This is a genomic window from Streptomyces sp. NPDC033174 (assembly GCF_055577795.1).
This window is the reverse complement of the sequence record NZ_JBVIPQ010000002.1, coordinates 44,443-67,489: the sequence shown is the minus strand read 5'-3', so window position 1 is coordinate 67,489 and position 23,047 is coordinate 44,443. Positions and strand designations below refer to the sequence as shown.

General features: G+C 71.5%; 23 protein-coding genes. 15 read left to right on the top strand and 8 right to left on the bottom strand.

What is annotated here, in order from left to right:
• Positions 1–4 precede the first annotated feature (4 nt).
• Complete coding sequence (locus ACZ5VC_RS06575) at positions 5–1,624, top strand: N-acyl-D-amino-acid deacylase family protein (RefSeq protein ID WP_469119009.1); 1,620 nt, start codon at positions 5–7, stop codon at positions 1,622–1,624.
• On the opposite strand, the gene mptB is transcribed toward ACZ5VC_RS06575, so the two are convergent.
• Positions 1,563–3,038 (bottom strand): polyprenol phosphomannose-dependent alpha 1,6 mannosyltransferase MptB, encoded by a 1,476-nt coding sequence (gene mptB, locus ACZ5VC_RS06570; RefSeq protein ID WP_469119008.1) that lies wholly within the window; start codon positions 3,036–3,038, stop codon positions 1,563–1,565. The genes ACZ5VC_RS06575 and mptB overlap by 62 nt on opposite strands.
• A gap of 356 nt (positions 3,039–3,394) precedes the next feature.
• Here mptB and ACZ5VC_RS06565 point away from each other — a divergent pair, with 356 nt between their 5' ends.
• The 3 genes from ACZ5VC_RS06565 to ACZ5VC_RS06555 all read left to right on the top strand — a co-directional run bounded on the left by ACZ5VC_RS06565 (position 3,395) and on the right by ACZ5VC_RS06555 (position 5,428).
• Positions 3,395–3,673, top strand: a complete 279-nt coding sequence (locus tag ACZ5VC_RS06565; RefSeq protein WP_469119007.1) for a hypothetical protein — start codon at positions 3,395–3,397, stop codon at positions 3,671–3,673.
• Positions 3,674–3,731: 58 nt separating this feature from the next.
• A complete protein-coding gene (locus tag ACZ5VC_RS06560) occupies positions 3,732–4,943 on the top strand; it encodes a pyridoxal phosphate-dependent aminotransferase (RefSeq protein WP_468714485.1) in 1,212 nt (403 codons plus the stop codon).
• Positions 4,944–5,035: 92 nt separating this feature from the next.
• Positions 5,036–5,428, top strand: a complete 393-nt coding sequence (locus tag ACZ5VC_RS06555; protein WP_469119579.1) for an SCO4983 family protein — start codon at positions 5,036–5,038, stop codon at positions 5,426–5,428.
• A 219-nt stretch (positions 5,429–5,647) separates the two neighbouring features.
• On the opposite strand, the gene ACZ5VC_RS06550 is transcribed toward ACZ5VC_RS06555, so the two are convergent.
• On the bottom strand, positions 5,648–7,471 hold the full coding sequence (locus ACZ5VC_RS06550) for a phosphoenolpyruvate carboxykinase (GTP) (RefSeq protein ID WP_469119006.1): 1,824 nt from the start codon (positions 7,469–7,471) through the stop codon (positions 5,648–5,650).
• 209 nt (positions 7,472–7,680) lie between these two features.
• Here ACZ5VC_RS06550 and trhA point away from each other — a divergent pair, with 209 nt between their 5' ends.
• On the top strand, positions 7,681–8,343 hold the full coding sequence (trhA, locus tag ACZ5VC_RS06545; RefSeq protein ID WP_469119005.1) for a PAQR family membrane homeostasis protein TrhA: 663 nt from the start codon (positions 7,681–7,683) through the stop codon (positions 8,341–8,343).
• A 26-nt stretch (positions 8,344–8,369) separates the two neighbouring features.
• Entirely contained in the window at positions 8,370–8,999 is a 630-nt protein-coding gene (locus ACZ5VC_RS06540) for a TetR/AcrR family transcriptional regulator (protein WP_469119578.1), read from the top strand.
• A gap of 3 nt (positions 9,000–9,002) precedes the next feature.
• Here ACZ5VC_RS06540 and ACZ5VC_RS06535 read toward each other — a convergent pair whose 3' ends face one another.
• Positions 9,003–9,683, bottom strand: coding sequence for a vitamin K epoxide reductase family protein (locus ACZ5VC_RS06535; protein ID WP_469119004.1), 681 nt, complete (start codon positions 9,681–9,683; stop codon positions 9,003–9,005).
• Between the two features lie 197 nt (positions 9,684–9,880).
• Here ACZ5VC_RS06535 and ACZ5VC_RS06530 point away from each other — a divergent pair, with 197 nt between their 5' ends.
• The gene (locus ACZ5VC_RS06530) at positions 9,881–10,294 is read left to right on the top strand and encodes a tyrosinase family oxidase copper chaperone (RefSeq protein WP_469119003.1); all 414 of its coding nucleotides are present in this window, start codon (positions 9,881–9,883) and stop codon (positions 10,292–10,294) included.
• Positions 10,278–11,147, top strand: a complete 870-nt coding sequence (locus ACZ5VC_RS06525; protein WP_469119002.1) for a tyrosinase family protein — start codon at positions 10,278–10,280, stop codon at positions 11,145–11,147. The genes ACZ5VC_RS06530 and ACZ5VC_RS06525 overlap by 17 nt, the downstream gene beginning before the upstream one ends.
• Positions 11,148–11,204: 57 nt before the next feature.
• Here ACZ5VC_RS06525 and ACZ5VC_RS06520 read toward each other — a convergent pair whose 3' ends face one another.
• The 5 genes from ACZ5VC_RS06520 to ACZ5VC_RS06500 all read right to left on the bottom strand — a co-directional run bounded on the left by ACZ5VC_RS06520 (position 11,205) and on the right by ACZ5VC_RS06500 (position 14,105).
• Positions 11,205–11,474 carry a chaplin gene (locus ACZ5VC_RS06520; protein ID WP_469119001.1) on the bottom strand — a complete coding sequence of 90 codons (270 nt, stop codon included), beginning with the start codon at positions 11,472–11,474 and terminating at the stop codon, positions 11,205–11,207.
• Positions 11,475–11,762: 288 nt separating this feature from the next.
• Complete coding sequence (locus tag ACZ5VC_RS06515; protein ID WP_469119000.1) at positions 11,763–12,278, bottom strand: hypothetical protein; 516 nt, start codon at positions 12,276–12,278, stop codon at positions 11,763–11,765.
• Between the two features lie 221 nt (positions 12,279–12,499).
• Positions 12,500–12,760 carry a hypothetical protein gene (locus tag ACZ5VC_RS06510; RefSeq protein ID WP_469118999.1) on the bottom strand — a complete coding sequence of 87 codons (261 nt, stop codon included), beginning with the start codon at positions 12,758–12,760 and terminating at the stop codon, positions 12,500–12,502.
• A gap of 245 nt (positions 12,761–13,005) precedes the next feature.
• Positions 13,006–13,602, bottom strand: a complete 597-nt coding sequence (locus ACZ5VC_RS06505) for a hypothetical protein (RefSeq protein ID WP_469118998.1) — start codon at positions 13,600–13,602, stop codon at positions 13,006–13,008.
• 260 nt (positions 13,603–13,862) lie between these two features.
• Positions 13,863–14,105, bottom strand: a complete 243-nt coding sequence (locus ACZ5VC_RS06500) for a chaplin (RefSeq protein ID WP_469118997.1) — start codon at positions 14,103–14,105, stop codon at positions 13,863–13,865.
• A gap of 338 nt (positions 14,106–14,443) precedes the next feature.
• On the opposite strand from ACZ5VC_RS06500, the gene ACZ5VC_RS06495 reads away from it, so the two are divergent.
• The 7 genes from ACZ5VC_RS06495 to ACZ5VC_RS06465 are packed head-to-tail and all read left to right on the top strand — an operon-like array spanning position 14,444 to position 23,047.
• Complete coding sequence (locus tag ACZ5VC_RS06495; RefSeq protein ID WP_469118996.1) at positions 14,444–15,544, top strand: DUF3344 domain-containing protein; 1,101 nt, start codon at positions 14,444–14,446, stop codon at positions 15,542–15,544.
• A 1-nt stretch (position 15,545) separates the two neighbouring features.
• Positions 15,546–16,709, top strand: a complete 1,164-nt coding sequence (locus tag ACZ5VC_RS06490) for a glycosyltransferase (protein ID WP_469118995.1) — start codon at positions 15,546–15,548, stop codon at positions 16,707–16,709.
• On the top strand, positions 16,706–18,157 hold the full coding sequence (locus tag ACZ5VC_RS06485) for a sugar transferase (RefSeq protein WP_469118994.1): 1,452 nt from the start codon (positions 16,706–16,708) through the stop codon (positions 18,155–18,157). Before ACZ5VC_RS06490 ends, ACZ5VC_RS06485 begins: the two co-directional genes overlap by 4 nt.
• Positions 18,158–18,159: 2 nt before the next feature.
• Positions 18,160–19,494, top strand: a complete 1,335-nt coding sequence (locus tag ACZ5VC_RS06480; RefSeq protein ID WP_469118993.1) for an O-antigen ligase family protein — start codon at positions 18,160–18,162, stop codon at positions 19,492–19,494.
• Positions 19,487–21,223, top strand: a complete 1,737-nt coding sequence (gene murJ, locus ACZ5VC_RS06475; protein ID WP_469118992.1) for a murein biosynthesis integral membrane protein MurJ — start codon at positions 19,487–19,489, stop codon at positions 21,221–21,223. Before ACZ5VC_RS06480 ends, murJ begins: the two co-directional genes overlap by 8 nt.
• On the top strand, positions 21,192–21,911 hold the full coding sequence (locus ACZ5VC_RS06470; protein ID WP_469119577.1) for a polysaccharide deacetylase family protein: 720 nt from the start codon (positions 21,192–21,194) through the stop codon (positions 21,909–21,911). Before murJ ends, ACZ5VC_RS06470 begins: the two co-directional genes overlap by 32 nt.
• Positions 21,908–23,047 (top strand): glycosyltransferase, encoded by a 1,140-nt coding sequence (locus ACZ5VC_RS06465; protein WP_469118991.1) that lies wholly within the window; start codon positions 21,908–21,910, stop codon positions 23,045–23,047. The genes ACZ5VC_RS06470 and ACZ5VC_RS06465 overlap by 4 nt, the downstream gene beginning before the upstream one ends.

Below are 23,047 nucleotides of genomic sequence, written 5' to 3'. Positions count from 1 at the left end.
GGCCATGGATCTGGTCCTGCGCGACGCCACCGTCATCGACGGCTCCGGTGGGGACTCCTACCGCGCCGACGTGGCCCTGGAGGGCGGACGAATCGCCGCGATCGTCAAGGAGGCGGCCACGGCCGGCTGCCCGCGCCCCACGGCCCGGCGGATGGTGGACGCCGGGGGACTCGCCCTCTCCCCCGGCTTCATCGACATGCACGCGCACAGCGACCTGGCGCTGCTGCGCGACGCCGCGCACGAGGCGAAGGCCGCGCAGGGCGTGACCCTCGAAGTCCTCGGCCAGGACGGCCTGTCGTACGCCCCCGTCGACGACCGCACCCTGGCCGAGGTCCGCAGGGCCGTCACCGGCTGGAACGGCGACGGCTCCGACATCGACTTCGACTGGCGGACCGTGGGCGAGTATCTGGACCGCCTCGACCGGAACTTCGGCGGCCGGGGCATCGCCGTCAACGCCGCCTATCTCATCCCCCAGGGCACGGTCCGGATGCTCGCGGTCGGCTGGGACGACCGCCCCGCGACATCCGACGAGCTCTCCCACATGAAGCGGCTCGTCGCCGAGGGCCTCGAACAGGGCGCGGTGGGGATGTCCTCCGGCCTCACCTACACCCCCGGCATGTACGCGGACGACGCCGAACTGACCGAGCTGTGCCGGGTCGTCGCCCGCTACGACGGCTACTACTGCCCGCACCACCGCTCGTACGGCGCCGGGGCCCTCGGGGCGTACGAGGAGATGGTGACCCTCACGCGCGAGGCGGGCTGCGCGCTCCATCTCGCCCACGCCACCATGAACTTCGGCGTGAACGAAGGCCGGGCGCCCGACCTGCTGGCCCTGCTCGACGACGCCCTCGACGCCGGCGCGGACATCTCCCTGGACACCTACCCCTACACGCCGGGGTGTACGACGCTGGTGGCGATGCTGCCCAGCTGGGCGGGCGAGGGCGGCCCCGAGGCCGTCCTGGCCCGGCTCCGGGACGACGCGACCGCCGAGCGGATCCGCCACCACATGGAGGTCGTCGGCGCGGACGGCTGCCACGGCGTACCGATCGAGTGGGACACCATCGAGATCTCCGGGGTGTCCGACCCGGCTCTGGCGGACCGGGTCGGCAGGACGATCCAGTACTCCGCCGACCTGCGCGGCGAGGAACCCTGGGTGACCGCCCGCCGGCTGCTGATCGACGACCGGCTCGGCACGACGATCCTCCAGCACGTCGGTCACGAGGAGAACGTCCGCGCGATCATGCGCCACCGGGTGCACACCGGCGGCTCCGACGGGATCCTCCAGGGCGACAAGCCGCACCCGCGCGCGTACGGCACGTTCCCGCACTATCTGGGCCGGTACGCACGGGAGTTGGGGGTGCTCTCGCTGGAGGAGTGCGTCGCCCGTCTCACCTCGCGTCCGGCGGCCCGCCTGCGTCTGCCGGACCGCGGCCTGATCCGGGAGGGCTACCGCGCGGACCTCGTGCTCTTCGACCCCGACACGGTCGCGGCGGGCTCGACGTTCGAGGCGCCGCGCACACTGCCGGTGGGCATCCCGCACGTCCTGATCGACGGACGGTTCGTCATCGAGGACGGCCGGCGTACGGACGTCCTGGCGGGGAAGGCGATTCGCCGGACGCGATGAGGTCCCCGGCCGGCCGGGGCCACGGCCGCCGTCGGATCCAGAGGGCGCCCAGTACGCACACGGCCCCGGCCAGCACGAACCCGTACGCCGGTGTGTGACCGGAGGGCTGGGTCTCGTACACCAGCGCCGCCGACAGGACCGCCAGCACCTGGCCCAGCCTGCTGTCCCAGGCGGTGGCGGCGATCACCGTCATGCCCCACAGGAGATACCAGGGCTGCACCATCGGCGAGAGCGCGACGAGCACCAGCAGGGCGAGCCCGAGGGCGTGGACGGGGTCGGGCCGCCGCCACGCCAGATGGGCGATCACCGCCAGTGCGGCCACCAGGCCGGCCTTCTGGACCACCGCCTTCACGGGGTCCGGGTCCGTGCCGAAGAGCGCCTGCCCGAGGTGACCGAGGCCCAGGCCCAGATCGCTGGTGAGGGAGAGCGCGGTGTGGATGGTCCCGGCGACGCTCTGCGTCCGCAGCCATCCGAAGCCGGTCCCGGCCAGGAGCGTCGCCCCGGCGGCGACCGCGCAGGCCACCAGACCGGGCAGGACGAAGGCCTTCACCGTCCGCCGGACCACCCCGCCGTCCGCCGCCCGCACCACCATCACACCGATGAAGAGCAACGCCAGGGCGGCCGGCGACTTGATCATCATCGCCAGGCCGACGACGGCGCCGGCGACCACCCAGCGCCCGCGCAGCGCGAGGACGACCGCGCACAGCATCAGGCCGGCCATCAGTCCGTCGTTGTGCGTCCCTCCGACGACATGGACGAGCAGCAGCGGATTGAGCGCGCCGAGCCACAGGGCCCCGCTCGCGGCGGTCCCCCGCGCGGCCGCGAGCCGCAGGAGGCCCCACACGATCAGGGCGAGCGCGGCCAGCGAGAGGATCCGCATCCCGAGGACGGCGGGCACGATGCCGCCTCCGGTGACCCTGACGACGGCCTGGGCGAGGACAAGGAAGACCGGGCCGTAGGGAGCGGGGGTGTCGCGCCAGTGGCCGCCGACGCTCGCGGCCGCGTCACCACCGACGCCGCCCGGGTCCAGGACGGAGGGGCCGGACGTGTAGACGTCGTGGCCCTCGACGACCATCGCGCCCTGGGCGATGTAGCTGTACACATCGGCGCTGTACAGAGGCGGCGCGAGAGCCAGCGGCGCGGTCCACCAGCCGAGCGTGACCAGCGTCCGGCGTGCGCCGAGCGTGGCACCGTCCGCGAGCAGTCGCCCGTACCGCCACCACGCGAGGACCAGCAGGGTCAGTCCGAGGTACGCGAGAACAGCGGCGGCGACGGTCGTGCCGTGGCCCCGCGGAACCCAGATGCCCCAGGGCTCGCGGGCCGGCAGCGTCCCCGCGGCCAGACCTCCCAGGGCGATGGCGAGCGACCCGGTCGCCCCCAGCCACCGGCACCGCGCCGCGCTCAACACCCACATGACCCGTCAACCTATCCGAGGCGGTCCCTGGGGTTTTCCCCCGCGGGATCCGGGGGCGTGCGGGCGTGTCCCGGGTGCCCGCCGGGGACGACGATCGGGAGGTCGCACCGACCGCCCAGAAACGAGGCCCCCATGTCCCGCACCCACGCCGCTCCGGCGCTCGCCCCCGCCCGCCTTCCTGTCCTGCCCGCCCCGGTCCGCGCGGCCCATCGGCTGTGGATCGTCGCCATCGGGGCCGGGATCTTCGAGACGGTGCTTCTCGTCGGCCGGACGGTGGCCGACGGTTCGGCGTCGGGAGGCGAGCTCGCCTCCGGCATCGCCGTGCGGACCGTGGTCTTCGCGTCGCCCTCACCGTGGTGGCGCTGCTGCGCCGCGGGCGCGCCTGGGCCCGGATCGCCCTGGCCGTCGGCCTCGGCGGTCTCGGCACGCTCTCCCTGGTCGTCGAGCCGGTCCGGGCCCTGGCCGACGGTGTCACGGTCACCGCCGCACTGGCCGACGCCGGCGCCCTGGACCTGGTCTTCGCCACCAGTCGGGTGATCCACCTGGCGGCGGTCCTGACGGCGACGGCGCTCATGTTCCACCCGGCGGCGAACGCCTTCTTCCGTCCCGCGCACCGCCTCGACGGCACGCGGTGACCCCCCACGTGTCCCAAAACACGAGGCGAGCCGAAGCCGCTCCCCGTAAGCTCGCGTCATGCAGGTGATCCAGTCCACGAAGCTCGCCAACGTCTGTTACGAAATCCGGGGTCCGGTGCTCGAGGAGGCGATGCGACTGGAGGCCGCAGGCCACCGCATCCTCAAGCTCAACACCGGAAATCCCGCCGCGTTCGGCTTCGAGTGCCCGCCCGCGATCCTCGAGGACGTGCTGCGCAATCTGCACGACGCGCACGGCTACGGCGACGCCAAGGGCCTGCTGTCCGCCCGCCGCGCGGTGATGAGCCACTACGAGACCAAGGGCATCCCGCTCTCCGTCGAGGACATCTACCTCGGCAACGGCGTCTCCGAGCTGATCCAGATGTCGATGCAGGCACTGCTCGACGACGGGGACGAGGTCCTCGTCCCCGCCCCGGACTACCCCCTGTGGACGGCCTCCGTCTCCCTCGCCGGAGGCACGGCGGTGCACTACCGCTGCGACGAGCAGGCCGACTGGATGCCGGACCTCGCCGACATCGAGCGCAGGATCACCGACCGGACCAAGGCCATCGTCGTCATCAACCCGAACAATCCGACGGGTGCGGTGTACGACGACGAGATGCTGCGGGGCATCACCGAGATCGCCCGGCGGCACAATCTGGTCGTCTGCTCCGACGAGATCTACGACAAGATCCTCTACGACGGCACGACGCACACGCCGACCGCCGCGATCGCCCCCGACCTGATGGTTCTCACCTTCAACGGGATGAGCAAGAACTACCGGGTGGCCGGTTTCCGGTCCGGCTGGCTCGCGGTCTGCGGCCCGAAGGCCCATGCCACGTCGTACATCGAGGGTCTGACGATCCTCGCGAACATGCGGCTGTGCGCCAACATGCCGGCGCAGCACGCGGTCGCCGCCGCGCTGCAGGGCCGGCAGTCGATCGAGGACCTGGTGCTGCCCGGCGGGCGGCTGCTGGAGCAGCGCGACGTGGCGTACGACCTGCTCACCAGGATCCCCGGCGTGACGTGCGTGAAGCCGAAGGGCGCGCTGTATCTCTTCCCGCGCCTGGACCCGGACGTATACAAGATCAAGGACGACCGGCAGATGGTCGTCGACCTGCTCCGGGCCGAGAAGATCATGGTGGTGCACGGCACCGGCTTCAACTGGCACGAGCCCGACCACTTCAGGATCGTCACGCTGCCGAACGCGAAGGACCTCGCCGACGCGATCACCCGGATCGGGAACTTCCTGGAGGGCTACGGCCAGCCGTAGCCCCTCTCCGGCCGGGCGGCTCCGGACATCACTCAACTTTAGAACCAATCTAAGCTAGGATGGCTGCACAGCTGCTGCAGGAGGCCATCCCCATGTACGAACCGATCCGCACCAAGTCGGTCCACCGGATGGCCGACGACGACCAGAACGCGTACCCGCACCGCTCGCGCGAGGAGGAGCTGGACATCCAGCTCGCCGGCCATCTGGCCGCGCTGCTCGCCGTCACCGACGAGATCGGCGACACCGCCGCGAGCGAGCGCATCGCCGAGCAGGTGGCGCGCCTCCGCGGCGCCCCGCCCGCCCGGCACGCGGGCCTCAGCGGCGACGCGACCCCGGAGCTCCACAGGCGGGCCCACGCCCTCGCGGGCCGCGCCCTGGTCGTCGCCGCCTCCCGGGCGGACACCGCCGCGGCCATCCTGGCCGCCGAGCGCATGGACGCACACACCGCCGCGCTGGCCTCGCCCCGACTGGTCGGCGCCCCCTGACGGCCCCGGTCCCGCGGGCCGGGGAGGCGCGCGGACCGGGTGCCACCCATCCCAGGACTCCGGCCGCAGCCGGGGTCCCCTTTTTTGTTTTTCGGCAGCAAAGCGCCGGCCCCCGGGGCCTGAGGGGGCTCCGGGGGCCGGCGTGCAACGCGACGGGTCAGGAGATGACCCACAGGTCAGGGCGGATGTCGACTGCCCCGCCGCGAAGTCGGGCGAGGATCAGCCCAGACGGGCGACCAGGGCGCGGTACTCGTCCCACAGCTCCTTCGGCGTGTGATCGCCGAAGGTGTTGAGGTGCTCGGGGACCAGGGCGGCCTCCTCGCGCCAGACGTCCGTGTCGACCTTGAGGAGGAACTCGAGGTCCTCCTCGGGCAGGTCCAGACCGTCGGTGTCCAGGGACTCCTTGGTCGGCAGGATGCCGATCGGCGTCTCGACGCCCTCGGCCTTGCCCTCCAGGCGCTCCACGATCCACTTCAGGACACGGCTGTTCTCACCGAAGCCGGGCCACACGAACTTGCCCGCGTCGTTCTTGCGGAACCAGTTCACGTAGTAGATCTTCGGCAGCTTCGCCTGGTCGGCGTTGGCGCCGACCTTGACCCAGTGGGCCATGTAGTCGCCCATGTTGTAGCCGCAGAACGGCAGCATGGCGAACGGGTCGCGGCGCAGCTCGCCGACCTTGCCCTCGGCGGCGGCGGTCTTCTCGGAGGCGACGTTCGCACCGAGGAAGACACCGTGCTGCCAGTTGAAGGACTCGGTCACCAGCGGCACGGCGGAGGCGCGGCGGCCACCGAAGAGGATCGCCGAGATCGGCACGCCCTTCGGGTCCTCCCACTCCGGCGCGATGATCGGGCACTGCGAGGCGGGCACGGTGAAGCGGGCATTGGGGTGGGCGGCCGGCGTCTCGGACGCGGGCGTCCAGTCGTTGCCCTTCCAGTCCGTCAGGTGGGCCGGAGCGGTCTCCGTCATGCCCTCCCACCAGATGTCGTTGTCGTCGGTGAGGGCGACGTTGGTGAAGACGGCGTTGCCCCAGAGGGTCTTCATCGCGTTGGCGTTGGTGTGCTCGCCGGTGCCGGGCGCGACACCGAAGAAGCCGGCCTCGGGGTTGATCGCGTACAGCCGGCCGTCCTCGCCGAACCGCATCCAGGCGATGTCGTCACCGATGGTCTCGACGGTCCAGCCGGAGATCGTGGGCTCCAGCATCGCCAGGTTCGTCTTGCCACAGGCGGACGGGAAGGCCGCGGCGACGTACTTCGACTCGCCCTGCGGTGGGGTGAGCTTGAGGATCAGCATGTGCTCGGCGAGCCAGCCCTCGTCGCGCGCCATCACGGAGGCGATGCGCAGCGCGTAGCACTTCTTGCCGAGCAGGGCGTTGCCGCCGTAGCCGGAGCCGTACGACCAGATCTCCCGGGTCTCGGGGAAGTGCGAGATGTACTTGGTCGAGTTGCAGGGCCACGGCACGTCGGCCTCGCCCTCGGCGAGCGGAGCGCCGAGGGTGTGGACGGCCTTGACGAAGAACCCGTCGGTGCCAAGCTCGTCGAGGACGGCCTGGCCCATGCGGGTCATGGTGCGCATGGAGACGGCGACGTAGGCGGAGTCGGTGATCTCGACGCCGATCGCGGACAGCGGAGAGCCGACGGGGCCCATGCAGAAGGGCACGACGTACATCGTGCGGCCCTTCATCGAGCCGCGGAAGATGCCCTTCTCACCGGCGAAGACGTCCTTCATCTCGGCCGGGGCCTTCCAGTGGTTCGTGGGGCCCGCGTCCTCCTCCTTCTCGGAGCAGATGAAGGTCCGGTCCTCGACGCGCGCAACGTCGGAGGGGTCGGATGCCGCGTAGTACGAGTTCGGCCTGAGCGTCGGGTCCAGCTTCTTGAACGTGCCCTTGGCGACGAGCTCCTCGCACAGACGCTCGTACTCCGCCTCGGAACCGTCACACCAGACGACCCTGTCCGGCTGCGTGATTGCTGCGATCTCGTCGACCCAGGAGACGAGCTCCTGGTGCTGGGTCGGGACGGTGGTGGGAGCCGCGTTGTCGCGCGCCACGATTGCTCCTTGTTGAGGGGTTTTTTAGGTGTATGCCCCGTGGGGGCTGCGACCCGGATGCTTCACGGGGTTAACCGCCTGGCGCTCATCCGGTGCCGACCGCACTCATTTGATCATCCGACGCAAGTGCCCATATGTCCAGAGGGTCGCCCACGTGAGCATGGCCACTCCCGCACAGTACTTACGGACGCGTAGGTAACATTCGGCCCATGACTGCAGCGCTTCCCGATGTGACCGAGATAAAGCCACGGCTGCGCGGCTGGCTGCACGCGGGCATGTTCCCGGCCGTCCTCGTCGCCGGCCTCGTGCTCGTCGCGCTCTCGGAATCCCCCCGGGCCCGGATCGCCTGCGGTATCTACGTCCTCACCGCCTGCCTGCTCTTCGGCATCAGCGCGATCTACCACCGGGGCACCTGGGGTCCGCGCGGCGAGGCCATCCTGCGGCGGCTCGACCATGCCAATATTTTTCTGATCATCGCGGGCACATATACCCCGCTGACCCTGCTCCTTCTCCCGGATTCCACCGGGCGGCCGCTCCTGTGGGCGGTCTGGACGGCCGCGGTCGGGGGAATCGCCTTCCGGGTCTTCTGGGTCGGCGCCCCGCGCTGGCTCTACACCCCCTGCTACATAGCGATGGGCTGGGCCGCCGTCTTCTTCCTCCCGGACTTCATGCGCGCGGGCGGAGTCGCCGTGCTCGTCTGCGTGGTCGTCGGCGGTCTGCTCTACAGCGCGGGCGGGGTCATCTACGGCATCAAGCGCCCCAACCCCTCCCCGCGCTACTTCGGCTTCCACGAGGTCTTCCACTCGCTCACGCTCGCGGCGTTCGCCGTCCACTACGTCGGCATCTCCCTGGTCGCCTACAAGCACGGCTGACCGGGACAATGACGTCCATGTCCCCCATGGCCGCCGACCACGACGCCGATCCCGGTACCGGAGGCCGTCCCGTGATGGGGCTGCGCGAGCGGAAGAAGCTCAAGACCCGGATCGCGATCCGGCGGGCGACCTACCGGCTCGTCGCCGAGCGGGGGTACGAAGCCACCGGCATCGAGCAGATCGCCGAGGCCGCCGAGGTCTCCCCCAGTACCGTCGTGCGCTATTTCCCGGTCAAGGAGGACATCCTCCTCACCGACGAGGACGACGCGCTGATGGACGCCCGGCTGCGGGCGCGCCCGGCCGGCGAGGAACCCCTGGAGTCGCTGCGGGCCGTGCTCCTCGAAGCGGTGAGCGCCGCGCTCACCAGGGAGCCCGAGGAGACCAGGCTGCGCGCCCGTCTGATGGTCGAGATCCCCGCCGTCCGGGCCCGGCTGACCGAGACGACGGCCCAGACGTCACTGCTGCTGGCCCGCGCCATCGCCGACCGCACCGGCCGGGGAGCCGACGACCTGGAGGTACGGGTCTTCACGGCCGCCGTCCTCGGCGCGCTGCGCGAGGCGACGCTCTACTGGGCGGAACGCGGCCAGGGCGACGACCTGATCCCGCTCCTGGACCGGACCCTGGACACGCTCAGGGGCGGCCTGAGCCTTCCCTGAGGATCAGCTGGTCCAGAAGTCCCACCAGCGGGTGAGGACGAGCATCCCGATGATCCCGATGTGCAGCACGGGCAGCACCCAGGTGAACTCGCCGAAGAACCGCCGCAGCCACCCCGGCGCCGGCAACAGGCCCTTACGCACGTTGTGCGAGGTCACGTACCAGAACATGACGATCGTGGCGGTCCACGCCAGGCTGCACCACAGGCACAGCGCATTGATCTCGTACAGCGACTGATACATCAGCCACATGCAGAAACCGACACCGAACAGAGTCCCCGCGTTCAGACCCAGCCAGTACCACCGGCCATAGCGCGCACCCGCCAGCAAGCCCACGCCGATCGCGATCACCATCCCGTAGGTGACCAGCCCCAGCATCGGATTCGGGAACCCGAACACCGACGCCTGCTCGCTCTTCATGATGTTCCCGCACGACACGACCGGATTCAGACTGCATCCGGGCCGGAAGTTCGGGTCCTCGAGGAGCTTGAACTTGTCGATGGTGATCACCCAGGCGGCCAGCAGCCCGGCCGCACCGGTGACCACGAACAGCCACGCCAGCGCCCGGCTCGCACCCACGAGTCCGCCCCCGGCCCGGCCGTCCTCTCCCGGGGAGGGTCCGCCGCCCCTCGCGCCGGGCACCTTCGCGAAGGGAGTGTCGGCCGAACCTGCGGTGAGTGAGGTCATGGTTCCGGATGCTAATAGCCCAACAGGGGGTCATCCGACCCGACTTCATCCGATCGGCGGATCCCGCGCCGCAATGCGTCCACGTCCCCCCTGGAACGCGTGTGCGTCCGCAACGAACGGCGGACCGGCTCGTTGTGCCCAGAGGGCGTTCGCCGCCCTTCGCCACACGCCGGGCACGACCGACACGGAGGTCGCTCATGTTTTCGCGCCGGGCCGCACTGCGCACACTCTTCACCCTGGCCGCCGCCGCCTTCACGGGCGGCGCCCTCGCCCGAATCGCCACCACCCCCCGTCCGGAGGGGGACCGAGCCCTCGAAGGGGAAGCGGACGCGTCCCTCGCCTTCGACGAGATGTACCGGGGCCGCCGCATCCAGGGCGGACCGGTCCCGCACCACGGCGCCGTCCATGTCCTGGTCGACGGCCGCCCGCTGCATCTGATGCGGCGCGCGGACGGCAGTTACCTCAGCGCCGTCGACCACTACGCATCCTGCCCGACGCCCCGGGCGGCCGCCCGGACGGCCGTGGACGCGCTGGGAACCGCGCTTCCGGCCCCCGCCGCCGCCCGTCATGGCGCACCGACCGGAGGGAACCCGCGTGGCGTACACGCGTAAGAACCAGCGCGATCTCACCAGCGCCGAGCGGAAGAAGTTCGTCGCCGCCGTCCTGGAGCTCAAACGTTCGGGTGTCTACGACGAGTTCGTCCGTACCCACATCGACTTCTATGTCGCCGACGGCGACGACGAACTGCGCGCGGCCCACATGGCCCCGACGTTTCTTCCCTGGCACCGCAAGTTCCTGCTGGACTTCGAGCGGGAACTGCGGCGGGTCGATCCCTCGGTCACCGTGCCGTACTGGGACTGGACCCGTGACAACACCCCTGCCGCGTCGCTGTGGAGCGAGGACTTCATGGGCGGCAACGGGCGTCGCGGTGATCTGCAGGTGATGACCGGGCCGTTCGCGTACTCCCGCGGCAGGTGGACGATCAGACACTCGATGACCGATGTCCGTTTCCTCACGCGGGACCTGGGCCGCCCACGCGACCCACTCGCCCTTCCGACAGCGGCCGACCTGCGGCAGGCGACCGACGACCCCGTCTATGACGTGGCGCCCTGGGACTCCACCAGCGCGTCGGGGTTCCGCAACAGACTCGAGGGCTGGGGGCGGGGCAGGGGGAACGCGAGCTGGCGCAACCACAACAGGGTGCACCGCTGGATCGGCGGCATGATGCTCGGCGGCGCCTCGGTCAACGACCCCGTGTTCTGGCTCCACCACTCCTTCGTCGACCTCCTCTGGTCCCGTTGGCGGCGCCGGCACCCTCGGTCCGGCTATCTGCCCGCGACCCCTCCCGCGCCCGGTTCCGCGCAGTACGGCCGGGTCGTCGCGCTCCATGAGCCGATGCCTCCGTGGAACGTCACTCCGGCGTCCCTTCTCGACCACAGCCGCATCTACCGCTACGCGGATTAACGCGAAGGCCCCCCGGCCTGTGGGCCGGGGGGCCTTGCGGAGCGTGTGGCAGGCGGATCAGCTGCCGTAGCCGCCGTCGTGGCCACCGTCGCTGATCACGCACTGGTTGCCGATGGCCGGGTTCAGGAGCGCGATGAAGTTCACGGTGTTACCGCTGACGCAGAGCGGGATGTGGATCGGGGCCTGAACGACGTTGCCCGAGGCGAGACCGCCCGAGTTTACGGCCGCACCGTGAGCACCAGCGTCTGCGACGGCCAGACCGGCTCCGCTGAGGGCAACGGCACCCGTGCCGGCGAGAACCGCGGCCGCCTTCGCGATACGAGACATCAATACTCCTTGGACGTGGAAAGGTGACCACAATTTCGCGGTCATCATGTTTCTTCAACGCGGCCCAGGGGGAGCCGGTAACGGCCTTGCCGGGGACATTCCCCCAACGGTGCATAAATGATGGCCCGCAAGTCCGATGAGCGGCCACCGCTGGAAACGGCGGCGGGCAGACGGACTCGCGGGCCGAGGCCATGCGACAAGCCCTGTGTGTAACGAGCAACGATCGTTCGGGTGACGGGGAAGAACCGTGTCTTCACCCTGCCTCGTCGGCCGCACCCGGAACGCGGATCAGACCTCCGGCGCCTGCAGGCCGAGGTTGGAATTCAGGTCTCCGGCCAGCTCGGGCGTGAGGACCGAGGACTTCGGAAGCGTCAGGTCCGGCATTCCGCGGCGCTCCGCCTGCGGGGCGGTGAGCGGCGCGGCGAACCTGGCGCCCGGGGTCGACGTGTGCAGGTCGGAGCTCGGCGAGCTGAGCAGCGCCCGGCCCGGGTTGATCTCCTTGACCACGCGCGGCAGCGGAGCGTCGACGGCGGCCTGGGGGAGCTCACTCGCGAACGGGACCTGCGGAAGCGCGGCGCCCACGACGCCGGCGCCCACCCCCTCCTGGAATCCGGTGGGCGCTCCCGGCGACAGCAGCGGCACACCGCTGCGCACGGTGGGAGCGTCCAGCGCGGGGGAAGCCGCCTCCAGTCCCTCCAGCGGGAGGTTGACCGGTACCTGGGCGGCGGCCGCGGGAGAGGCCAGGGCCGCCGAGGCGAGACACGAGACGATAATTCCCAGACCGGCTTGAGATCGCAGGTTCATTACTGCGCACGTCCTTCAAGAGCTTTTCGACGAGGCTGTCCTTGCTGTGCTTTACAACGAGCGTGCCGCTGGTTAAGTCGCCAAATTCCCCCATGTGCAGCAACGCGAGCCCTCGAAAACATGTCGGCCCCCACCCTCGAAAGGGCGGAGGCCGACATGAAGAAATGACTGGTCTGCGACACGCGCGGCACCACAGAATCCGGAGGACGAGCGGCCGGTGGCTAGTGACCCAGCGGAACGCCGCCGAGCAGCTGCGTGGCCTTCGTCGTGGCGTTCAGCTTGTCCGTGGCCTTCGTCACCGACCCGACGGCGGAACCGTCGGCCGTGCTGGTCAGCGCGTCGGTCTTGAGCGCCTTGCCGCCCACCGAGTCGAGTGCACCGTTCAGGCTGACCGGCGAGGCAGGGGCGGCGAAGGCCGGAGCGGCGACCCCCATGGCCATCACAGAACCGGCGACGACCGCGGCAACCTTCATGGGCTTCATTGAGCGAGTCCTTCCCTCGTGCTCCCTCGCGGAAGCAAGTCACTTACCGCACAGGCCTATTGGAGACTTCTGTACGTCCTTCTGCCTTCTGTAACGAGCCCTGCGCGTGGCGGAAACTCCGGGAGGAAGGATTTCTGGGCACTGCACCCGAATGATGAGAGGCAGTCGTATTTGCCGATCAGATTCAGCACACACGGCCGTGCCGGCTCAGCGGGGCTGAGCCGGCACGGCGTCGGGGGGCCGATCTATATGGTCGGCGGCTTGACCGAGGGGGTCGCCGGGGCGGCCGGGGCCGTTCCGGGCAGGATGCCGTCGACGACCCCGGTGACGAGGTCGAGCAGCGAGTCGAGCGTGCCCTTCACGAGGTCCACCACTCCGAGCGCGTCGCCCTTCAGCAACCCGTCGAGCAGAGAGTCCAGGGCCTTTTCGAGTGCCGCCAGGGCGTCGTCCACGACGTCCGTGGGCGCGGCTTCGGGTGCCGCGTCCGGTGCCGCCTTGGGCGGAGTGGCGGGTGTGGCGGGAAGGTGGCGCCTGATTTCCGCCAGCGCCTCCTCGATGTCCGCCTCCAGCTCCTCGGCCTCGGCGGCCGATATGCGGCCGTTCTCGGCCTTCAGCGCACGCTCCATCAGGTCGGACACCGGGTCAACGGCCTCGCCGAGGTCGGAGAGGGAGTCCACCTTCTCGAGGAGCGCGACGCTGTCGGGGTGGGACACCTGAGCAGCCAGGGATCTCGCCGCGAGGGGTGAGTCGTTGACGTCGGCGAAGGCGGGGCCTGCCGCGCCGATGGTGAGGGCAACACATATCGCGGCTGCTGCGACACGGCTGGGTGCCAGGAGACGCATACAAGGGTCCTTTCGGGATGCGCCGGAAACGTGTCTTCACCATCGAACGGCCCACAACCCTCTGCAACCGGTCGTCGCGCTGGGTGATTGCGCTCATCGGGTGAAACCGGGCTTCTGACCAGGGGCGCCCGTCCGCTCCTACGGTCACGGCACGGCTGCGCGTCCCCCCGCCGAACGGGTGCGAACACCGAAAAAACCGGCGCGCCGCACCCCATGGGGGCGGCGCGCCGGTCTGAGGAGGCCGCGGCTGGGCCCTGACCTCAGCCCTTGATGGTGCAGCGGTTCCCGATGGCCGGGTTCAGCAGCCCGCCGATGTTCACCGTGTTGCCGCTGAGGCAGATCGGGATGTGCACCGGAACCTGTACGACGTTGCCGGAGACGAGTCCGCCGGACTCCACGGCCGCGCCATGGGCTCCGGCGTCGGCGAGGGCCGCACCGGAGGCACCCACGACAGAGGCGGCAACGGTCGCGGACAGGACAGCAGCCTTCGCGATACGGGACATGGAGAGGTACTCCTCGATCGATTGATTTCTTGAGGCGAGTGCGGGAAATGTGCCCGGCTCCATCAAGAACGCATGACTTATTCATCGGTTGCTCTCCCGAACGGGTGATGGGCGGGGAATGGAGCAACACGCGCCGCAGAGAACGATCCGAAGAGATAAGAAAGTTAGCCTGAGTGGGCATCTAATGCCTAGTATCGCGCCGTGTTGGGGTTATAAAGTTCCCAAACCTTGCTTCCGGTCCTTCCGACCGGACATCCACCGAGCGGCTGACACTCCTCCCACTCCCCGGTCTCTTCACGGGTGTTGCCACGCCTCACTCATCAAAGCGGAGAACCTGTATGCGCAATTCAGTGGTTCTTGCTGTGCGTCGCGGTCTCTTGTGTGCGTTGTCCTGCGCGGCTCTGTCCGCCGTACTGCCGGCCGACGCCGCGCCGCGGGCGAAGGAAGCCCCTCGCGTGCCGTTCGCCCTCCGGTATCACGCGCTCCAGCACGGCGGGATCGTGCGTGCCGCCAACGCGGCCCTGAGCTGCCGCGCCACCAAGACGCTGGGCAGCGGGGCGGTGCCGTGCACCTCCGCGCGGCAGGGTGCCGCCCCGGCGACCAACGACGCCTTCGACCTGGTCCACGTGGACGTCGACCACGACCCGAACACCTTCAACTCCAGCCGCGCCGAGGTACGGATGCCCCAGGGCGCGCGGGTGAGTTACGCGCGGCTCTACTGGGGCGGCAACCTCCTCGCCGGTGACCACAGGCCCGCCGAGGACAACGGCCGCGTACTGATCGCCGAGCCGGGCGGGTCGTACCGGGAGGTCCTCGCGGACAGCACGGTCGGCCATCGGATCGCGGAGGGCGCCGACGCCTTCCAGGCCTCGGCGGACGTCACCGGCCTGGTCCGCGGTGGCGGCCCGGGGCAGTACACGGTGGCGCAGATCAACGGCGCGACGGGCCGCTCGCCGGTCGGCGCCTGGGCCGGCTGGACGCTGGTCGTCGCGTACGAGAAGAGCGACGAGCCACTGCGCCGTCTGGCGGTGTGGGACGGCTTCGACACGGTCGGCGCGGACGCCGGTCCGCTCCGGGTCGGCCTCGGCGGCCTCGCCGTTCCGAAGGACGCGGAGGGCCTGCTCGGCATGGTCGCCTATGACGGGGACCAGGGAACCGAGGGCGATTCCCTGACCGTCGAAACGGGCCGGGGCAGCGCCGTACTCGGCGACCCGGCCAATTCCCCGGACGACGTGATGAACTCCAGCATCACCGATTTCGGAAGGGGTCCGGCCGGGCGAACCCCCGGGCACAAGAACACTCTGGGATACGACTCCGATGTCTTCGATCTGCGGGGTGCGCTGCGTCATGGGGCCGACCGGGTCAATGTCGGCCTTACCACCCGGAAGGACACCGTATGGCTCGGTGCTCTCTTCCTCCAGGCGGACTCACGGAACTGACGTGGGGCCCGAGGCAGAGACGACCATTCCGGATTTCACCGTCCTCCATGTGGTGCAACCGGGTGACGGTGGAGTCGCCCGCGTGGTGGCGGATCTGGTGCGCGCGCAGGTCGCGGACGGGATGCGGGTGGCGGTGGCCTGCCCTCCCGGTACCCCGCTCGACGAGGCCGTGCGGGAGCACGGCGGTGAGGCCCATGCGTGGCGCGCCCTGCGCGACCCCGGGCCCCGGCTCGTCCGGGAGTGCCGCAGGGTCACCGAGCTGGTCGGGCTCGTCCGGCCCGACGTGGTCCACGCGCACAGCGCCAAGGCCGGGCTCGCCGCCCGCATGGCCGTACGCGGCCGGACGCCCACGGTGTACCAGCCGCATGCCTGGTCCTTCGAGGCCGTCGACGGTACGACGGCCACGCTGGCCAGGCGCTGGGAGCGGTGGGCCGCGCGCTGGACCGCGCGGGTCGTCTGCGTCAGTGACGCGGAGCGCCGGACCGGCGAGAAGGCCGGGATCAGGGCGTCGTGGTCGGTCGTCCACAACGGTGTCGACATCGAGCGGTTCGCCTCGAACGCCGGGGACCGCGCCGTCGACGGCGTGGTCGGCGAGGAGGCGCGGCCGCCGACCGTGGTGTGCGTCGGGCGGCTGTGCCGGCAGAAGGGGCAGGACGTCCTCCTGAAGGCGTGGCCGGCGGTCCTGGCCGAAGTGCCGGACGCCCGGCTCGTGCTGGTCGGGGACGGCCCCGACGCGGAACGGCTGCGGGCCTGCGCTCCTGCCTCGGTGGTCTTCGCCGGAGCCGTCGAGGACACCGCTCCCTGGTACCGCGCGGCGGACCTGCTCGTCCTTCCCTCCCGCTGGGAGGGCATGGCGCTCGCTCCGCTGGAGGCCATGGCGGGCGGACGGCCCGTGGTGGTCACCGATGTGGACGGCGCGCGCGAGAGCCTGCCGCCGGGCCATGAGGAGCGCTGTCTGGTCCCGGCCGAGGACCCGGCCGCGCTGGCGGCCGCCCTCGGCGGTCTGCTCGGCCGGCCCGAACTCCTTCACATCCTGGGCCGCGAGGCCCACCAGCACGTACTCAGCAGATTCGACGTGCGGCGCACCGGCGCGGCCATCGCGGATGTCTACCGCGAGGTGGCCGGCTCGCAGTGCCCCGAGCTCAGAGAGCCGATTTCCCAGTGACAACGGAAAGCACCAGTGTTCCCTCCTCGTCCGGGACCGTGCCGACAACAGGGCACGCTCCCGGCCTCACCTCCGTGGCGCCGCAGCGGAGCGCGTCCGACCGGCTGGCCCTTCCGCCGCGCCGGACCGCGCCCGTGCGGCCCCTCGCCCTTCCGCTGGTGGCGGCGGACTGTGTCGCGGTGCTCGCGGCGGCCGCCCCACTGTCCGTACCGCAGCGAGATGTCTGGCTGCTCGCCCAACTCACTCTTCTGCTGGTGTTGTTGAACGCTTCGGCGGGCTTCTACCGGCCGGGCGTCGTCATGTCCGTACTGGACGAACTACCCGCGCTCGCCGCCCGGGCCGCCGCCGCCTGGTGCGTGGCCGCCGCACTCCTCGCCTCGTACGCGCCCGGCGACGCGATCGGGCTCCTCACGCTGGCGAGCGCGTACGGCATCCATCTCACCGTCGTGTGCCTGTGCCGCGCCGCCCTGCACGCACGTCGGCGCCAGGCCGCGAGGGAGCGTCCGCGATCGGCGCTGGTGATCGGCGCGCAGGCCACGGCGCAGCGGCTGGCCACCGCACTCGCCCAGCACCCCGAGTACGGCATCCGGCCGGTCGGCGTCGTCGGCGCGCGGCACGACGGGCCGCCGTCGTCCGGTGCGGACGTCCCGGCGCTGCCGGTGCTGACCTCCATGGAGGAGATCCACCGCGCGGTCATCCAGAACACCGTGCGCGACGCGGTGTTCCTCACGGACGACAGCGGTCTCATGACCCTCTTCCAGCACTACGGCTGCACCACGTGGCGGGCGGGCGGCGCCGCGGGCGACACGTCGATGAGCGAGCACCTGTGGGGGTACGAGTGCCGGCGCGTCGACCCGCCGCGCGCCCGTCGCGGCCACACCGCCAAGCGGCTGCTCGACATCGCCGTCGCGGGGTTCATGCTGGCCTGCGCCGCTCCCGTCCTGCTGCTGTGCGCGGTGGCGGTCCGGCTGGCGGACGGTCCCGGTGTGCTGTTCCGCCAGGAACGGGTCGGCCAGCACGGGCGGTTGTTCACGCTGCTGAAGTTCCGCACGCTCCGCCCGGCCGACGAGAGGGAGTCGGCGACGCGGTGGAGCGTCGCCGGCGACGAGCGGATGAGCGCCGTCGGCGGCTTCCTGCGGCGCAGCTCGCTCGACGAGCTGCCGCAGCTGTGGAACGTCCTGCGCGGTGACATGAGCCTGGTCGGCCCCCGGCCCGAGCGGCCCTTCTTCGTCGCCAAGTTCAGCCGTCTGCACGCGGGCTACGCGGCCCGCCACCGGATGCCGGTCGGGCTGACCGGGCTGGCGCAGGTCCACGGGCTGCGCGGGGACACCTCGATCGAGGACCGCTGCCGCTTCGACAACCACTACATCGACCACTGGTCGCTCTGGCAGGACGTGTGCATCCTGCTGCGTACCGCCGCCTCCTTGGTCCGACCGGCGGGGAGCTGAGGATGGCGGGGGGAATCTGCGCGGTACCGGCGCGAAGCGCGCTCCGGTGGGAGCGGGTCCGTGCGACGGGGCCGCTGCTGCCGGTCCTGGCGGTCGTCGCGCTGTTGAGCGCGCCGGCCGGTGACGGCTCGTCCGGTACGGGAACGGTCGCCGACGCGGCCTCGGGGGCCCTGGTCCTGGTGTGCCTGGTACGGATCCTGCGGGAGCGGGCTCGGCCGCTGTCCCGCACGGCGGCGGTGGTGCTGGCACTTCCGGTGTTCGGGATCTGTCTCGCGGCGGTCACCTCGCACGATCCGGCGTCCAGCCTTCCGGGGGTCGCCCGGTACGTCCAGGTCTTCGTCCTGGTGCCGGCCGCCGTCGTGCTGACCGTCCGCGACCGGCGGGACTTCGCCGTGGTGGCCTGGTCCCTGGTCGCGCTGGCCCTGGTCCAGGGCGCGGTCGGAGTGGCGCAGTACCTGACCGGTACGGGCGCCTCGTACATGGGTGAGGACATCCGCGCGGTGGGGACCTTCGGGCCGACCGACGTGATGGGCATGGCGACGGTGGTCGCGTTCGGGATCGTCATCGCGGTCGGTGTCGGGCTGGGCACGGCGGGGCCCGCCCGAGTGCCCGCCCTGGTGTGCGCGGGGCTGCTGCTCGTCCCGCTGGTGCTGTCGTTCAGCCGCGGTTCGTGGATCGCGACGGTTCTGGCGTGCGCGGTGCAGCTGGTGCTCTCCGGGGCGCGGCGGGCCGTGCGGGTCGCCCTCGCCGTGGGGGCGCTCGCCGTGGTGCTGGTCGGCGGTCTCGGGATCGGCTCACAGCTGGTGAAGGAGCGGGCGGCCAGCATCACGCAGGTCACCGAGGCGCCCGACCGGTCGGTGACCGACCGGTACACGATGTGGGCGGCGGCCGGGGCGATGTGGCGGGCCGAGCCCGTCACCGGTGTCGGGCTGAAGGGCTTCCCCCAGTACCGCGACAGCCACGCCTCGCTGGCACTCTCCTCGGGCAGCGACACCGCGGGCGCGGGCCGGGCCTTCGAGCGCCAGGAGCTGCTCTCCCCGCACAACATGTATCTGCTGGTCCTCAGCGAGCAGGGCCTGGTGGGGGCGGCGCTGCTGGTGGGCAGTTGGGCGGCGCTCCTGGTCGGGGCGCTGCGGCGGCTGCCGGGCGCGCGGCGCGCCGGGCGCGGCGCGGACTGCGCCCTGGTGGCGGTGGGGCTGCTGGTGTGGCAGTTGGTGGACTTCGCGTACGCGGACATCGGCGGCCCCTCCACGGTTCTCACGGCGGTCGTGCTGGGGCTCTGTGCCTGGTGGGCGCTGGCCTCGGACGGCGAGCGGGTGGAGGCGGACCGTGCCTGACGTACAGGAGTCGGCGCCGCGCGCGGCGGTGGTCACACCGGCCGGGCGCGGCGGGCGCCGCCGCGGCTGGTCCCCGTCGAACGCGTTCCTCGCGCGGGCGGCGCTGGTCACGGCCGCGCTGACCGCCGCCGGGGCGCTGCTGGGTCTCCTACGGGACCAGATCCTCGCGCACTACTTCGGTGCCGGACCCGACACGGACGCGTTCCTGGTCGCCTGGACGGTCCCGGAGTTCGCCTCGACGCTGCTGATCGAGGACGCGATGGCGCTGATCCTGGTGCCCGCGTTCAGCCGCGCGCTGACGCGCCGCGCCGAGAACCAACCGCTCGATCCGGTCCACGCGTTGGTGCGTTCGACCCTTCCCCGGATCACGCTGTGGCTGGGGGCGGTCGCCGCGCTGGTGGCGGCGGGGGCGCCGTGGGTGGTGGGCGCGCTGGCCCCGGGGCTCGCGGCGCCGGGACTGGCAGTCGACTGCACCCGGCTGACGGCGACCTGTGTGCTCAGCTTCGCGCTGGCCGGGTACTGCAGCGCGGCCCTTCGCGCGCACGGCCGGTTCCTTGGCCCTGCGGCCATCTACACCGTGTACAACGCCGGGATCATCACCACGGTCGTGCTGATGTGCCGGCAGTGGGGCGTACGCGCCGCGGCGGCCGGAGTCGCCTTCGGCGGCGTGCTGATGCTGCTCATCCAGATCCCCTCCCTGCTCGCGGCGTTGAGGGTCCGGGGTGCGGCCTTCAGGAAGGCGGCGGGCCGCCGCGAGGGGCGGCTGATCGTGCTCGGCCTCGTCGCGCCGGTCATCGTCTTCGCCGTGAGCCGGCAGGCCCAGGTGCTCGTGGAGCGCTTCCTCGCCGCCCCGCTCGCCGCCGGTGCGATCTCGCACCTGAACTACGCGCAGAAGGTCGCGCAGGTGCCGATGGTCCTCTCGCTGATGCTGTGCACGGTCTCGTTCCCGGTGGTGGCCCGCGCCGCGGCGGCCGGCGACACCGCCCTTGCCCGGCGCCGCGTCGAGCGCGATCTGCTGCTGGCCGGCGTGGTCGTCCTGATGGGCGCGGCGGTGGTGATCGCGGGCGCCCCGCAGATCGTCGACGTGCTGTTCCAGCGGGGCGCGTTCGACAGCGCGGACACGGCGGCCACCGCGGCCGTCATGCGGCTCTACGCGCTCGGCCTGCTCGGACAGACCCTGGTCGGCGCGCTCGTACGCTGCTACTTCTCCGCCGCGCGCCCCTTGTGGTTCCCCGTCGTCGCCATGCTGACCGGTCTGGCCGCGACCGCGCTCACCGGCGCGGCCGGGGTTCGCCTCTGGGGAGCGCCCGGGATCGCCGCCGCGAACGCCCTCGGCATCACTCTGACCGCCGCGCTGCTGCTGTACGGCGTGCCGAGGCAGGGCATCCCGCTGCGGACCGGCCGGGTGTGCGCCGGTCTCGCCAGGCTCGCCGCGGCCGCCGCCGGGGCCTGCGCAGCGGCCTGGCTCTGCGCCGCGCGCGTCGAGGCGCCGTCGCTCGCCGGGGCCGCCGTCTGTCTGGTCGTCACCGTCGTGTTTCCGCTCCTCGCCCGGGTCTTCCGGGCGCCGGAGGTCCCGTCCCTGATCCGCTCCGCCGCACGGAGGCTCCCGCATGTCCGCCACATCCGCCGCCACGGCGCCCGCCCGCTCCCGGAGCGGGACTCGGCGTCTGCTGCCGAGGCCGCCCCTGTGGGTGGCGATGTACCACTCGATCGCCGACCCCTCGGATGACCCGTACCAGGTGACCGTCTCGCCGGTCACCTTCGCCCGGCAGCTGCACTGGCTGAGCGACCGGGGCTTGCGCGGGGTCGCCGTGCGGGAGCTGCTGGACGCCACCGCCCGGGGCGGGGCGGACAACCTGGTCGGGCTGACCTTCGACGACGGCTACGCCGACTTCCTCGGCAGCGCCGTTCCACTGCTGCGCCGCCACGGGTTCACGGCCACCGTCTTCGTCCTGCCCGGCAGGCTCGGCGAGGTCAACTCCTGGGACGAACGCGGACCGCGCAAGCCGCTGTTGACCCGCGACGGGATGCGCGCCGCCGCGGCCGCCGGGATGGAGGTCGCCTCGCACGGCCTGCTGCACACCTCCCTCCCCGCCCTGGACGACCTGGGCCTGCAGCGGGAGATCGAGCAGAGCAGGGACCTGGTCCACGAGATCACCGGCACCGCGCCGGAGGGCTTCTGCTATCCATACGGCGATGTCGACGCGCGGGCCATGAACGCCGTCCGGGACGCGGGCTACCGCTATGCCTGCGCGATCAACCCGCGATCGCTCACCGGGGTGTTCGCGCTCCCGCGCGTCCACATCGGCGAGCAGGACACCTCCTGGCGGCTGCACGCCAAACGGGGTCTGCACGCCCTGCGCCGCAGACATCCCGTGGACCTTCCGAGGCCCCGCCGCGCCCGGGTCGGCCCATGAAGGCCCTGCACGTCATCACCGGGCTCGGCATCGGTGGCGCCGAGCAGCAACTGCGGCTCCTGCTGCGCCACTTGCCGACCCGGAGCAGTGTCGTCACCCTCACCAACCCGGGTCCCGTCGCCCGGGGCATCGAGGCCGACGGCGTGCCCGTCACCCATCTGGGCATGACGGGCAACCGCGACCTGGGGGTGCTGCCGGGGCTCGTCCGCCTCATCAGGGGCGGCGGATACGACGTGGTCCACACCCACCTCTACCGGGCCTGCCTCTACGGCCGGATCGCGGCCCGCCTCGCCGGTGTCCGTACGGTCATCGCCACCGAGCACTCCCTCGGCGAGGCGCAGATCGAGGGCCGGCCGCTCACCGCGGGCGCCCGCGCGCTCTATCTGACCGGGGAGCGCCTGGGGACCTCGACGGTCGCCGTCTCCCCGTCCGTGGCGAGGCGCCTGGAGGAGTGGGGCGTGCGGCCCTCCCGCATCCATGTCGTTCCCAACGGCATCGAGATCCGCCGCTTCGCCTTCGACCCTGCGGCCCGGCGCGCGACGCGGCGGCGCCTCGGCCTGCCGGAGGACGCCTTCGTCGTCGGCGGGGTGGGTCGGCTCACGGCGGGCAAGCGCTTCGACCGGCTGGTGCGGGCGGTGGCGTCGCTGCCCGGCGCCCGGTTGCTGCTGGTGGGCGAGGGCGACCAGCGCCGGCCTCTGCTGAAGGTGGCGCAGGAGTACCGGGCCGCGGACCGGGTCCATCTCACCGGCGCCTGCGAGGACCCCCCGCCCGCCGGGGGCACCACGGACTCCCCCGACCTGCCGTCGCTGCTCGCCGCGATGGACGTCTTCGTCTCCACCTCCCCCGACGAGGCGTTCGGCCTGGCGATCGTCGAGGCCCTGGCCACCGGGCTGCCGGTGCTGTACGTCGCCTGCCCGGCCATCGACGACCTCCCGCCGGACGCCACCCCCGGCGCACGCCGGATCAACGAGTCCGTCCCCGAACTGATCTCCGCCCTGCGAGGCATCCGCCGCGCCGGGCTCGCCCGGCTGCCCCAGCCCGCGGCCGCGCACCGCTACGACATCGCCCGCAGCGCACAGCAGTTGATGTCCCTGTACGAGAACGCCGTCCACGGCGCACCCCTTACCCCGAGATGA

Bases quoted from the DNA above. Each gene is read 5' to 3' on its own strand.
- ACZ5VC_RS06470 (WP_469119577.1), top strand. From the start codon at position 21,192: ATGTACCACTCGATCGCCGACCCCTCGGATGACCCGTACCAGGTGACC.
- ACZ5VC_RS06505 (WP_469118998.1), bottom strand. From the start codon at position 13,602: ATGCGTCTCCTGGCACCCAGCCGTGTCGCAGCAGCCGCGATATGTGTT.
- mptB (WP_469119008.1), bottom strand. From the start codon at position 3,038: ATGTGGGTGTTGAGCGCGGCGCGGTGCCGGTGGCTGGGGGCGACCGGG.
- ACZ5VC_RS06535 (WP_469119004.1), bottom strand. From the start codon at position 9,683: ATGACCTCACTCACCGCAGGTTCGGCCGACACTCCCTTCGCGAAGGTG.
- ACZ5VC_RS06465 (WP_469118991.1), top strand. From the start codon at position 21,908: ATGAAGGCCCTGCACGTCATCACCGGGCTCGGCATCGGTGGCGCCGAG.
- ACZ5VC_RS06560 (WP_468714485.1), top strand. From the start codon at position 3,732: ATGCAGGTGATCCAGTCCACGAAGCTCGCCAACGTCTGTTACGAAATC.
- ACZ5VC_RS06515 (WP_469119000.1), bottom strand. From the start codon at position 12,278: ATGAACCTGCGATCTCAAGCCGGTCTGGGAATTATCGTCTCGTGTCTC.
- ACZ5VC_RS06540 (WP_469119578.1), top strand. From the start codon at position 8,370: ATGGCCGCCGACCACGACGCCGATCCCGGTACCGGAGGCCGTCCCGTG.
- ACZ5VC_RS06500 (WP_469118997.1), bottom strand. From the start codon at position 14,105: ATGTCCCGTATCGCGAAGGCTGCTGTCCTGTCCGCGACCGTTGCCGCC.
- trhA (WP_469119005.1), top strand. From the start codon at position 7,681: ATGACTGCAGCGCTTCCCGATGTGACCGAGATAAAGCCACGGCTGCGC.
- ACZ5VC_RS06555 (WP_469119579.1), top strand. From the start codon at position 5,036: ATGTACGAACCGATCCGCACCAAGTCGGTCCACCGGATGGCCGACGAC.
- ACZ5VC_RS06510 (WP_469118999.1), bottom strand. From the start codon at position 12,760: ATGAAGCCCATGAAGGTTGCCGCGGTCGTCGCCGGTTCTGTGATGGCC.
- ACZ5VC_RS06480 (WP_469118993.1), top strand. From the start codon at position 18,160: ATGGCGGGGGGAATCTGCGCGGTACCGGCGCGAAGCGCGCTCCGGTGG.
- ACZ5VC_RS06520 (WP_469119001.1), bottom strand. From the start codon at position 11,474: ATGTCTCGTATCGCGAAGGCGGCCGCGGTTCTCGCCGGCACGGGTGCC.
- ACZ5VC_RS06530 (WP_469119003.1), top strand. From the start codon at position 9,881: ATGTTTTCGCGCCGGGCCGCACTGCGCACACTCTTCACCCTGGCCGCC.
- ACZ5VC_RS06575 (WP_469119009.1), top strand. From the start codon at position 5: ATGGATCTGGTCCTGCGCGACGCCACCGTCATCGACGGCTCCGGTGGG.
- ACZ5VC_RS06495 (WP_469118996.1), top strand. From the start codon at position 14,444: ATGCGCAATTCAGTGGTTCTTGCTGTGCGTCGCGGTCTCTTGTGTGCG.